Source organism: Pseudomonas sp. 3MAES_34.3B (assembly GCF_058145875.1).
This window is the reverse complement of sequence record NZ_CM176960.1, coordinates 5,251,467-5,263,753: the sequence shown is the minus strand read 5'-3', so window position 1 is coordinate 5,263,753 and position 12,287 is coordinate 5,251,467. Positions and strand designations below refer to the sequence as shown.

At 61.0% G+C, this 12,287-nt stretch carries 11 protein-coding genes; 5 read left to right on the top strand and 6 right to left on the bottom strand.

Annotated features, from left to right (window positions below):
* Positions 1 to 25 precede the first annotated feature (25 nt).
* On the bottom strand, positions 26 to 628 hold the full coding sequence (locus tag AC3Z8Y_RS23705) for a DedA family protein (RefSeq protein WP_490087809.1): 603 nt from the start codon (positions 626 to 628) through the stop codon (positions 26 to 28).
* A 315-nt stretch (positions 629 to 943) separates the two neighbouring features.
* Here AC3Z8Y_RS23705 and ppk1 point away from each other — a divergent pair, with 315 nt between their 5' ends.
* Positions 944 to 3,145, top strand: a complete 2,202-nt coding sequence (ppk1, locus tag AC3Z8Y_RS23700) for a polyphosphate kinase 1 (RefSeq protein WP_490087808.1) — start codon at positions 944 to 946, stop codon at positions 3,143 to 3,145.
* Here ppk1 and ppx read toward each other — a convergent pair.
* The 5 genes from ppx to AC3Z8Y_RS23675 form a co-directional block, all read right to left on the bottom strand.
* Positions 3,132 to 4,634: an exopolyphosphatase gene (gene ppx / locus AC3Z8Y_RS23695; RefSeq protein WP_490087807.1), complete on the bottom strand. Its 1,503-nt coding sequence runs from the start codon at positions 4,632 to 4,634 to the stop codon at positions 3,132 to 3,134. The genes ppk1 and ppx overlap by 14 nt on opposite strands.
* Before the next feature lie 84 nt (positions 4,635 to 4,718).
* A complete protein-coding gene (locus AC3Z8Y_RS23690; RefSeq protein WP_490087806.1) occupies positions 4,719 to 5,450 on the bottom strand; it encodes an amino acid ABC transporter ATP-binding protein in 732 nt (243 codons plus the stop codon).
* The gene (locus AC3Z8Y_RS23685; protein ID WP_490087805.1) at positions 5,437 to 6,087 is read right to left on the bottom strand and encodes an amino acid ABC transporter permease; all 651 of its coding nucleotides are present in this window, start codon (positions 6,085 to 6,087) and stop codon (positions 5,437 to 5,439) included. The genes AC3Z8Y_RS23690 and AC3Z8Y_RS23685 overlap by 14 nt, the downstream gene beginning before the upstream one ends.
* Positions 6,084 to 6,749, bottom strand: coding sequence for an amino acid ABC transporter permease (locus AC3Z8Y_RS23680; RefSeq protein WP_490087804.1), 666 nt, complete (start codon positions 6,747 to 6,749; stop codon positions 6,084 to 6,086). Before AC3Z8Y_RS23680 ends, AC3Z8Y_RS23685 begins: the two co-directional genes overlap by 4 nt.
* Positions 6,750 to 6,802: 53 nt before the next feature.
* The gene (locus AC3Z8Y_RS23675) at positions 6,803 to 7,585 is read right to left on the bottom strand and encodes a transporter substrate-binding domain-containing protein (protein ID WP_490087803.1); all 783 of its coding nucleotides are present in this window, start codon (positions 7,583 to 7,585) and stop codon (positions 6,803 to 6,805) included.
* Between the two features lie 315 nt (positions 7,586 to 7,900).
* Between AC3Z8Y_RS23675 and trxA the strand changes: the two genes are divergently transcribed.
* The 4 genes from trxA to AC3Z8Y_RS23655 all read left to right on the top strand — a co-directional run bounded on the left by trxA (position 7,901) and on the right by AC3Z8Y_RS23655 (position 12,261).
* On the top strand, positions 7,901 to 8,230 hold the full coding sequence (gene trxA / locus AC3Z8Y_RS23670) for a thioredoxin TrxA (RefSeq protein ID WP_181111035.1): 330 nt from the start codon (positions 7,901 to 7,903) through the stop codon (positions 8,228 to 8,230).
* 236 nt (positions 8,231 to 8,466) lie between these two features.
* A complete protein-coding gene (rho, locus tag AC3Z8Y_RS23665; protein WP_181111034.1) occupies positions 8,467 to 9,726 on the top strand; it encodes a transcription termination factor Rho in 1,260 nt (419 codons plus the stop codon).
* A 100-nt stretch (positions 9,727 to 9,826) separates the two neighbouring features.
* Positions 9,827 to 11,293, top strand: coding sequence for a 4-hydroxy-3-polyprenylbenzoate decarboxylase (ubiD, locus tag AC3Z8Y_RS23660; RefSeq protein ID WP_490087802.1), 1,467 nt, complete (start codon positions 9,827 to 9,829; stop codon positions 11,291 to 11,293).
* The gene (locus tag AC3Z8Y_RS23655; RefSeq protein ID WP_490087801.1) at positions 11,293 to 12,261 is read left to right on the top strand and encodes a CDP-6-deoxy-delta-3,4-glucoseen reductase; all 969 of its coding nucleotides are present in this window, start codon (positions 11,293 to 11,295) and stop codon (positions 12,259 to 12,261) included. The genes ubiD and AC3Z8Y_RS23655 overlap by 1 nt, the downstream gene beginning before the upstream one ends.
* The last annotated feature ends 26 nt before the right edge of the window (positions 12,262 to 12,287 follow it).

Below are 12,287 nucleotides of genomic sequence, written 5' to 3'. Positions count from 1 at the left end.
TGTGAGTGCAGGGCGGCGCCAGTGTTCACTGCGAGGGTGGGCCGGGCAGCTTGGAGGCTTCTTCCGCCTTGCGAGCGATACGTGCCGCCTTGATGCGGCGGCTGATCCACAGCACCACGCCCAGCAGCAACAGACCACCCAGTACCCATAGCTCGTACTTCTTCACGTTGCCGAGCAGCCCCTCGAGTACCGAGCCGAAATGATAGGCCGCCTGGCCGAGGGCGATGGCCCATACCATCGCGCCAATGCCGTTGAGCAACAGGTAACGACGAGGCGGATAGCCCGACAGGCCGATCGCGACCGGCATGACCGTGCGCAGCCCATAAACGAAGCGGAAAGAGAGTACCCACAGGTCGGGGTGCTTGCGGATGTGCTCGAGCGCACGGTCGCCCATGGTCTGCCAGCGCGGCTTGCGCGCCAGCAACCGCCTGCCATGGCGCCGGCCGAGGAAGTACCACAGCTGGTCGCCGGCGTAGCTCCCGAAGAATGCCACCAGCATCACCAGGTTGATGTCCATGTACCCGCGGAACGCAAGAAAACCCGCGAGCACCAGGATGGTTTCGCCTTCGAAGAAGGTCCCCAGGAACAGGGCCAGGTAACCGAAATCGTTGAGAAATTGATGGAGCATTTTCAAGATGCTGGCGAAATGAACGCGCAGCCTAACCCTTAAGAGAAATTCATGAAAGTGTCGATATGTGTCTCGACGTGAACATTACTGGCCGTCTGCGTTCTGTTTCCATCAACCACGGCTGTCATGTGCCTGTCACATATTGACTTTATAACAGCCCGGGCCGTCTCCAGCGGCGCTGTGCCCCCCTCGGCCCTTGCGGTTCGACATCGGGGCCGTGACCTCGCTTCGCGAGCCATCGTCACTGTGGCTGATCGACCTTGCCGTGCGTGCCGCCCATTGCACCCAGGGCCCCTGGCCCTTCAGGATGTTCACATGAATAATGAAGCGCTCCCCGATCTTGTCGTAGAAGAGGCTCAACCCGTGACGGAACCCCTCGTTGAAGTGGTAGCCGAAGCACCACAGGACGTGACACCAGCGCCCCCACCCCCGGCTGCCCCGGGCCTGGACGACGCTGTTTTGTACAGCCATCGTGAGCTGTCACAGCTGCAATTCAATATTCGCGTGCTCGAGCAGGCTTTGGATGAAAGCTATCCGCTGCTGGAACGCCTCAAGTTTCTTCTCATCTTCTCCAGCAACCTGGATGAGTTCTTCGAGATCCGCGTGGCCGGGCTCAAGAAGCAGATCACCTTCGCTCGCGAGCAGGCCGGTGCCGATGGCCTGCAGCCTCATCAGGCGCTGGCGCGGATCAGCGAGCTCGTCCATGTTCAAGTGGACCGCCAGTACGCGATCCTCAACGACATCCTGCTGCCCGAGCTCGAGAAGCACCAGGTACGGTTTATCCGCCGTCGCCATTGGACGCCCAAGCTCAAGGCCTGGGTACGGCGCTACTTCCGCGATGAAATCGCTCCCATCGTCACGCCGATCGGGCTGGACCCTACTCACCCGTTCCCGCTGCTGGTGAACAAGAGCCTGAACTTCATCGTGGAGCTTGAAGGCGTGGACGCCTTCGGGCGCGACTCTGGCCTGGCGATCATTCCCGCGCCGCGCTTGCTTCCACGCGTGATCAAGGTGCCGGAAGATGTAAGCGGCACGGGCGATAACTTCGTGTTCCTGTCATCGATGATCCATGCCCATGCCGATGACCTGTTCCAAGGGATGAAGGTAAAGGGCTGCTATCAGTTCCGCCTTACCCGTAACGCAGACCTCTCGCTGGACTCCGAAGACGTCGAAGACCTTGCCCGTGCCTTGCGTGGCGAGCTGTTCTCCCGGCGTTATGGTGATGCGGTGCGCCTCGAAGTAGCAGATACCTGCCCCAAGCACCTCTCCGATTACCTGCTCAAGCAGTTCAACCTGGCGGAGTCGGAGCTGTACCAGGTCAACGGCCCGGTGAACCTGACCCGGTTGTTCAGCATCACTGGCCTGGACAGCCATCCCGAGCTGCAGCACATGCCATTTACCCCGGCCATTCCCAAGCTGCTGCAGAACGCGGATAACTTTTTCAGCGTGATCAGCAAGCAGGATATCCTGCTGCTACACCCCTTCGAGTCGTTCACGCCCGTTATCGACTTCCTGCGCCAGGCGGCGAAGGATCCTCACGTTCTGGCCATTCGCCAAACGTTGTATCGCAGCGGCAGCAACTCCGAGATCGTCGACGCGCTGGTGGATGCCGCGCGCAACGGCAAGGAAGTTACGGCAGTCATCGAACTGCGCGCCCGCTTCGACGAGGAATCCAACCTCCAGATGGCCAGCCGCCTCCAGGCTGCGGGCGCGGTGGTGATTTATGGCGTGGTAGGGTTCAAGACCCACGCCAAGATGATGCTCATACTGCGCCGTGAAGGTGGCGAGATCACCCGTTACGCTCACCTGGGCACGGGTAACTACCACGCCAGCAATGCGCGGCTGTACACCGACTACAGCTTGTTGACGTCCGATGACGCCTTGTGCGAAGACGTGGGCAAGCTGTTCACGCAGCTGATCGGCATGGGTAAAACCCTGCGCATGAAAAAGCTCCTGCACGCGCCCTTCACACTGAAGAAGGGCATGCTGGATATGATCGCGCGGGAAACCCAGTTCGCGGTCGAAGGCAAACCCACGCACATCGTGGCCAAGTTCAACGCGCTGACAGACCCGAAGATCATCCGCGCGTTATACAAGGCCAGCCAGGCTGGCGTGCGGATCGACCTTATCGTGCGAGGGATGTGCTGCTTGCGCCCGGGCGTGCCGGGTGTATCCCACAACATCCACGTGCGTTCGATCATCGGGCGCTTCCTGGAACACACCCGGATCTTCTACTTCCTCAACGGGGGCGAGGAACAGCTGTTCCTGTCCAGCGCGGACTGGATGGAGCGCAACCTGGACCGCCGCGTGGAAACCTGTTTCCCCGTGGAAGGCAAAAAGCTCATTACCCGGGTGAAGAAAGAAGTGGAGGCGTACCTCACCGACAATACCCATGCCTGGATACTGCAGCCAGACGGTACCTATGTGCGCTTGAGCCCGACCGGCAACCAGAACGCGCGCAATGCGCAGGTCACGCTGCTCGATCGGCTCAGCAACCAGCCCCTTACCGTACGGTAAGGGTGAACCCCACCCGGGTCAGCCACTCCGCTTCGAGCGCGAAGTCGGCCTGGGTCAGGGGGTTGTTCTCCAGCCAGCCCGCAGGGAAGACCACGTCGAGCGTATCAACGCCCGCATGCAGTTGAACCTGCGGCATTTCCTGTGTGCCACGGATGTGGTGGAACAGGATGGCGAAGCGCAGCAACACGCACAGGCGAATCAACTTTTGCCCATTCTCGCCGAAGTCGGCGAAGCGCTCGCGTGGAATGTTGCGACGATGACCACGTACCAGCAGGGCCAGCATTTGTTGATCCTCGCGCGAGAAGCCCGCAAGGTCCGAGTGCTCGATCAGGTAAGACCCATGCTTGTGGTAATGGTAGTGGGCAATATCCAGCCCTACTTCATGCACCTTGGCGGCCCAGCCGAGCAGGTCCCGCCATACGCCGTCGTCCAGCCCCCAGGCATCGGCCACCTGGTCGAACGCCTCTAGTGCCTTTTCTTCCACGCGCGCGGCCTGGTCCAGGTCTACATGGTAGCGATCCATCAGGGACCGGAGCGTGCGTTCGCGCACGTCTTCGTGGCCGTGGCGGCCCATCAGGTCATAGAGCACGCCTTCACGCAGGGCACCTTCGCAGTGGTCCATGCGCTGCAGCTCCAGGCTGTCGAAGATCGCTTCGAGAATCGCAAGGCCTGCGGGGAAGATAGCGCGGCGGTCAGGCTTGATACCGTCAAAGTCGATCTTGTCCGTATCGCCCAGCTTGAACAGCTTGCGTTTGAGCCAGGCAAGGCCTTCGGCGTTTACCTCGCCCGCGCCTTGGCCCCCTGCCTTGAGCGCGGCGCCAATGGCGCGGATGGTCCCGGACGAGCCGATGGCTTCATCCCAGCCAAGCCGATGCAGGGCATTCTCGATGCTCATGATCTCGAGTCGGGCGGCCGTATAGGCCTGGGCATAACGTGCCGGGGTAATCTTCCCGTCACGGAAGTAGCGTTGGGTGAAGCTTACGCACCCCATCTGCAGGCTTTCGCGGATCAACGGTTCAAACCGCTGGCCAATGATGAATTCGGTGCTGCCGCCCCCGATGTCGGTGACCAGCCGCTTGCCGGGGGTGTCGGCCAGGGTGTGGGAAACCCCCAGGTAAATCAGGCGGGCTTCCTCGCGGCCGGAGATCACTTCCACCGGGTGGCCCAGCAAGGCTTCGGCGCGGCGGATGAACTCGGCGCGGTTACGCGCTTCGCGCAGGGCATTGGTGCCCACGATTCGTACCGCGCCCAAGGGCAAGCCGTTGATCAACTGGGCAAAGCGCTTGAGGCAGTCCAGCCCGCGCTGCATGGATTCTTCACTGAGCTGGCGCTGTTCGTCGATGCCGGCGGCCAGTTGTACTTTCTCGCCGAGACGTTCGAGGATGCGTATTTCACCCTGATTGGTCTTGGCCACGACCATGTGGAAGCTGTTGGAGCCCAGGTCAATCGCAGCGATGAGTGACAGGTTCGTTGGCTTGAGTGGCGGCATTTTCGAGGTTCTCGGTCGATAACCTGAACATCCTGCCACGATACGCGTGCTTCGCCAACGTTGCGCGCCAGCCCGACGGCCCGTTCAGGCCTCACCCTGGCCAAGGAAGCTGGCCAGCTCCGGCGTGCCCGGCGAGGCAAACAATTGCCGAGGGTCGCCGCTCTCATGAACGCGCCCCTGGTGCATGAACACCAGTTTATCTCCCACGTCGCGGGCGAAACGCATTTCGTGGGTGACCATGACAAGCGTCATGCCCTCTTTGGCAAGTTGCCGCACCACGCTCAGCACCTCGCTGACCAGTTCGGGGTCCAGCGCGGAGGTAATTTCGTCGCACAGCAGTACCTTGGGTGACATCGCCAAGGCGCGGGCAATCGCTACGCGCTGCTGCTGGCCACCGGACAGCCGTTCCGGGAAGGTGTCGAATCGGTCCGCCAGGCCGACGCGCTCGAGCATGCGACGGGCCAATGCTCTGGCCTCGTCTCGAGACACCTTTTTTACCACCTGGGGCGCAAGCATCACGTTCTCGCCCACGCTCAAATGTGGAAACAGGTTGAACTGCTGGAAGATCATGCCCACGGTCTGGCGCAATGCCCGAAGGTCGGCGCGCGCGGCATCAAGGTATTGGCCATCAACCTCGATCACCCCGTCATTGATGCTTTCCAGCCCGTTGAGCGTGCGTAACAGGGTGCTTTTTCCTGACCCGCTGCGGCCGATGATTGCCACCACCTGGCCCTCTTCCACGCTGAGGTCGATCCCCTTGAGCACATGGTGGTCACCGTAATACTTGTGCAGCGCGGTCACTCTAAGCAGCGGCATGCAGCCTCCTTTCCAGGTAACGGGCAAACAGCGATAACGGGAAACAAAGGCAGAAATAGCCTAGCGCAACCAGGCCATACACCATGAAGGGCTCGAAGGTAGCGTTAGCGAGCATGCCGCCCGTTTTCGTGAGTTCGGTGAAGCCGATGATCGAGGTAACCGCCGTGCCCTTGACCACTTGGACCGAGAACCCGACCGTGGGGGCCACTGCAATGCGCAGCGCCTGGGGCAAAATGACGTAGCGCAATTGCTCATAGCGGGTAAGTGCCAGGCTGGCCGAAGCTTCCCATTGCCCGCCAGGTATGGCCTCCACGCAGCCCCGCCAGATTTCGGCCAGATACGCTGCGGTGAAGAGGGTGAGCGCAACGGCCGCGGCGGCCCAGGGCGATACATCCGCGCCGAGCAACGCCATGCCGAAAAATATGAGAAACAACTGCATCAACAGGGGCGTGCCCTGGAACAGCTCGATGAACACCTTGGCGGCCGACTGGGGCAAAGGGCGAGGCGATACCCGCGCGAGCAATACCAGCCAGCCCAACACGCCACCGCCCACAAAAGCGAGCAGAGACAGCAGCAGGCTCCATTTGAGCCCCACTAGCAGGTTGCGCAGGATGTCCCAGAACGTGAAATCAGTCATCGCGACCTCATGAACAGCCGCCGGCCCAGCCAGGCCAGGCCCCAGCGCACCAGGATGGCCATCAGCAGGTACAGCAGGGTAGTGACCAGATAGGTCTCGAACGCGCGGAAATTGCGTGACTGGATGAAGTTGGCGGCGAAGCTGAGTTCCTGAGTGGCGATCTGGGAGCACACAGCCGAACCCAGCATCACGATGATGATCTGGCTGCTCAGTGCCGGCCACACCTTGCCCAGCGCGGGCCGCAGCACAACGTGGCGGAACGCCTCTGCGCGGCTCAGCGCCAGCGCGGCGGCTGCTTCCAGCTGGCCATGGGGCACGGCTTGTATCCCGGCGCGAATGATCTCGGTGCTGTAGGCGCCAAGGTTGATCACCATCGCCAATACCGCTGCCTGCCATTCGCTCAGTTGCACGCCCAGGGACGGCAAGCCAAAGAAAATAAAGAACAGCTGAACCAGAAAAGGCGTGTTCCGAATCAGCTCCACATACACCGTATAGATGCCCGCCAAGGGCCGGATCGCCCAGGCTCGGGAAATCCCCCCCAGGATACCGATGGCAACACCCAGCAACGCGCCCACTGCGGTGAGCGCAAGCGTCACACCCGCACCGCGCAACAGCAGCGGTGAAGCTTCCAGCACGGGCGCGAAATCAAAGTGATAAGCCATGAACGGTCCTTGATCAGCGCGCAGACACCCGAACGGATGCTGCACGAAACGCCTCAGAGGTCGGCGGGCAGTGGCTGCTTGAGCCATGTCATGGCGTTGGTGTTGAGGCTGCCGTCGGCCTTGGCGGCTGCGATGATCTCGTTCACTTTGGCGAGCAGGGCAGGTTCATTCTTGTTCAATCCCACATACACAGGAGAGTCCTTGAGCTTGAACTTCAAGGCCGGTACCCGCTTGGGGTTGCGCTCGGTAATGGCGGTCATCACGACGTTGCCGCTGGCAATCAGGTCGGTTTGCCCGGCCAGGTACGCGGCGATCGTGGAATTGTTGTCTTCGAAACGCTTGATAGTCACTCCCTCGGGGGCCACCTTGCTTAGCTCGATATCTTCGATAGCGCCACGGGTAACACTGATGGTCTTGCCTTTGAGGTCGTCAGGGCCACCGATTGCCGCGTCAGGGGGGCCGAACACCGCCAGGTAGAACGGCGCGTAGGCGCTGGAGAAGTCGATCACCTGCTCGCGCTCCGGGTTTTTGCCGAGGCTGGAAATCACCAGATCGACTTTGCCGGTGGTGAGGAAAGGAATACGGTTGGTGCTGTTCACTGGTGTGAGCTCAAGCTTGACGTTCATGCGCTGGGCGAGCAGCTGCGCGGTATCGATATCCAGGCCGCGGGGCTTCATGTCGGGGCCGACAGAGCCGAAAGGCGGGAAATCCTGCGGCACGGCTACGCGCAGGGTGCCTCGTGCGGTGATGTCAGCGAGCCCGTCCGCATGGGCGCCTTGCGCCAGCAGGGCAGCCATCAGGCTTGCGGTGAGCAGCGTTACACAGCGTTTAAGCATGGGTTGCTCCAGTCAGGCGAGGACAGAGCAACGGTTGCACAGCGCATGCCAGCCAGCCGCTGGCTTCTTCAGCCCCGCAAACAGGCAAATACGTAGCGGGCTATTGCCGCCTTCTTCAATCAAGCGGCTCCGCAATGGTGCCAGCCTTGCACCTGCGGCTGCGGAGTGAGCAATGGCGGTGCATTTTTCCAGATGCTTCGGGTCATATGAGAAATGGTGTAACACTATAGCTAGACTCAATCGCCTCAAGCTTTCGGTTACAAACAGGGAAGGCTATGATGGGCGCAATTTCAAAGTCGTGACCAGGAGACATTCATGAGCAGCGACAAGATCAAACACGTAAGCGATGCATCCTTTGAAGCCGATGTACTGAAGGCCCAGGGCCCGGTGCTGGTGGATTACTGGGCTGAATGGTGCGGCCCGTGCAAGATGATCGCGCCAGTACTGGACGAAATTGCCGCTACTTACGAGGGCAAGGTCACCATCGCCAAGCTGAACATTGACGAGAACCAGGAAACCCCCGCCAAGCACGGCGTGCGCGGTATTCCTACCCTGATGCTGTTCAAGAACGGCAATGTGGAGGCGACCAAGGTTGGTGCATTGTCCAAGTCGCAGCTTCAGGCATTCCTTGACGCAAACATCTAAGTTTGCTGTCAGCTGTACAAAGCCCCGCATTTAGCGGGGTTTTTTCTTTTTACCGACTAGACGGCCCTGTGCCCAGGTGTTAAATTCGGCCTCGCACTGGTCTCTCCGGTGCCCCCTGCAAGTCGTCGCCGACGCATTCCAACTCGAATTTGTGCGCGATCCTATCGCCTCTCTCCCGGCGCGGCCTCTCTAAGCCCAATGCTTATTCCCTCCATACAGAACACGTCATTCCCTCTATGAATCTGACTGAACTCAAGCAAAAGCCGATCACCGACCTGCTCGAAATGGCCGAACAGATGGGCATCGAAAACATGGCCCGCTCGCGCAAGCAGGATGTGATTTTCTCCCTGCTTAAGAAGCACGCGAAAAGCGGTGAGGAGATTTCCGGTGATGGCGTGCTGGAGATCCTCCAGGACGGTTTCGGCTTCCTCCGCTCCGCCGATGCTTCCTACCTGGCCGGCCCCGACGATATCTACGTGTCGCCAAGCCAGATCCGCCGCTTCAATCTGCGGACCGGTGACACCATCGTCGGCAAGATCCGCCCTCCGAAGGAAGGCGAGCGGTACTTCGCCCTGCTGAAGGTCGACACCATCAACTTCGACCGGCCGGAAAACGCGAAGAACAAGATTCTTTTCGAGAACCTCACGCCGCTGTTCCCCAACAAGCGCCTGAAGATGGAAGCCGGCAACGGCTCCACCGAAGACCTCACCGGTCGTGTCATCGACCTGTGCGCGCCCATCGGCAAGGGCCAGCGTGGCCTGATCGTCGCTCCGCCGAAAGCGGGCAAGACCATCATGCTGCAGAACATCGCCGCAAACATCACCCGTAACAACCCTGAGTGCCACCTGATCGTTCTGCTGATCGACGAGCGCCCGGAAGAAGTGACCGAGATGCAGCGCACTGTGCGCGGCGAAGTGGTCGCCTCTACCTTCGACGAGCCGCCAACCCGCCACGTGCAAGTGGCCGAGATGGTGATCGAGAAGGCCAAGCGCCTGGTTGAGCACAAGAAGGACGTGGTGATCCTGCTGGACTCCATCACCCGCCTGGCACGCGCCTACAACACCGTGATCCCGAGCTCCGGCAAGGTATTGACCGGTGGTGTGGATGCCCACGCCCTCGAGAAGCCAAAGCGTTTCTTCGGCGCGGCCCGTAACATCGAAGAAGGCGGCTCGCTGACCATCATCGCCACCGCCCTGGTCGAAACCGGCTCGAAGATGGACGAAGTCATCTACGAGGAATTCAAGGGTACCGGCAACATGGAGCTGCCGCTGGACCGCCGTATCGCGGAAAAGCGCGTCTTCCCGGCCATCAACATCAACCGTTCCGGCACCCGCCGCGAAGAGTTGCTGACCGCCGACGACGAGCTGCAGCGCATGTGGATTCTGCGCAAGCTGCTGCACCCGATGGATGAGATCGCCGCCATCGAGTTCCTGATCGATAAGCTCAAGCAGACCAAGACCAACGATGAGTTCTTCTTGTCGATGAAGCGCAAGTAATCGCGCTTCGCAAATCACGGCGCCTTCGGGCGCCGTTTTTTTATCCGCGCCCGCCGTGGGGCGGGTAAGCTAGGCGTCTCTTTGGAAGTGTGACTGGCCGATGGAATTCAAGGATCTCCGAGACTTCGTGCAGCAACTAGAGCGGCGCGGAGAATTGAAACGCATCGCCGTACCGGTTTCTCCGGTACTGGAAATGACCGAAATCTGCGACCGCACCCTGCGCAAGCAGGGCCCCGCGCTGCTGTTCGAGAACCCGGTAGGGTTTGACATGCCAGTGCTGGGCAACCTGTTCGGCACACCGGGCCGCGTGGCCCTGGGCATGGGTGCGGAAGATGTGAGCGAGCTGCGGGAAATCGGCAAGCTGCTGGCGTTCCTGAAAGAGCCGGAGCCGCCCAAGGGCCTCAAGGATGCCTGGTCCAAGCTGCCGATCTTCAAGAAAATCATCTCCATGGCGCCCAAGGTGCTCAAGGATGCTCCGTGCCAGGAGGTGGTGCTGGAGGGCGATGACGTCGACCTTGCACGGTTGCCGATCCAGCACTGCTGGCCAGGCGATGTGGCCCCCTTGATCACCTGGGGCCTTACCGTTACCCGCGGGCCGAACAAGGAACGGCAGAACCTGGGCATCTACCGCCAGCAGGTGATTGGCCGCAACAAGGTCATCATGCGTTGGCTCAGCCATCGCGGCGGCGCGCTGGATTACCGCGAGTGGTGCGACAAACACCCTGGCGAGCCTTTCCCGGTGGCGGTCGCCCTGGGCGCAGACCCTGCAACGATACTCGGCGCGGTCACCCCGGTGCCGGACAGCCTGTCCGAATACGCCTTCGCCGGGCTGTTGCGCGGCCACCGCACCGAACTTGTGAAGTGCCGGGGCAATACCTTGCAAGTGCCGGCCAGTGCCGAAATCGTGCTGGAGGGGGTGATCCATCCCGGCGAACTGGCCGATGAAGGCCCCTATGGCGATCACACCGGCTATTACAACGAAGTGGACCGCTTCCCGGTATTTACGGTAGAGCGCATCACCCATCGCACCCGGCCTATCTACCACAGCACCTACACCGGCCGGCCACCGGATGAACCCGCGATCCTTGGCGTTGCCTTAAACGAAGTGTTCGTGCCGATCCTGCAGAAGCAGTTTCCTGAAATCGTTGATTTCTATCTGCCGCCGGAAGGTTGTTCGTACCGCATGGCCGTGGTCACCATCAAGAAGCAGTACCCCGGGCATGCCAAGCGGGTGATGCTGGGCGTGTGGTCCTTCCTGCGACAGTTCATGTACACGAAGTTCGTGATCGTCACCGATGACGACATCAATGCCAGGGACTGGAACGATGTGATCTGGGCAGTAACTACCCGCATGGACCCCAAGCGGGACACGGTAATGATCGACAACACGCCCATCGACTATCTGGACTTCGCCTCGCCGGTGTCCGGGCTTGGCTCGAAGATGGGGCTGGATGCCACCAACAAGTGGCCCGGCGAAACGACTCGCGAGTGGGGCCGGGTGATCGAGCGGGACCCTGCCATTACTCGCCGCGTGGACGAACTCTGGAACCAGCTGGGAATAGACTGATGCGCGTAACCTTGCAACCTTCTGGCGCAGTACTTGAAGTGCAGCCGGGCGAGAACATCCTCGATGCCGCCCGGCGCCTGGGTTATGACTGCCCGCACAGTTGCCGTAACGGCAATTGCCACGTGTGCGCCGCCTTGCTGGTCGAAGGGCGTGTGCGCCAGGAGGGGCAGGAACGGGACCATGGCGAGCTCTATACCTGCATTGCGCAGCCGCTGGAAGATTGTGTGCTGCTGTGGGATGGCGTGCTTTCGCGCGGTGAGCTCCCTGTGCGCAGCTTTGCCTGCCAGGTGACCGAGTGCGCTGACGTAGGCGGCGATGTGTGGCGGGTGCGCTTGCGTGCGCCCGCTGGCAAGCCGCCCCGCTACCATGCGGGCCAGTACCTGCTGATCGAGCGAGACGGCACCGACAAGGCTGCATTTTCCCTGGCTTCGGCTCCCCACAGTGGCCGCGATCTGGAAATGCACATCCTGGGGCGCGAAGACAGCGCGCTCAACCTGCTGGCCCAGCTTCGGCGAGACGGCTTGGCCCGGGTAGAACTGCCCTATGGCGATGCTCACCTGGCCGAGCTGCCCAATGGCCCTCTGGTATTGATCGCCGCCGGAACCGGTATGGCGCAGATGCACAGCCTGATCGAGCACTGCCGAGCCCAGGGTTTCGCACATCCTGTGCACCTCTACTGGGGCGTACGCCAGCCGAGCGACTTTTATGAGATCGAGCACTGGGATGAATGGCAGCGCCTGCCCAATCTTTATCTTCACAAGGTGGTGAGTGACCTCTGTGGCTGGGAAGGGCGCTGCGGCCTGTTGCACGAAGCCGTACGCGAGGACATCGGTGACCTTTCTTCAGTGCATGTGTACGCCAGCGGCTCGCCGGCCATGGTGTATGCCACCCTCGACGCCTTGGTGGAAGCCGGCATGGACCCTCACCAGATGCGTGCAGACGTGTTTGCGTATGCGCCCCGGCCTTGAGCCCTTGCGATAACCGGTAGCCCCGG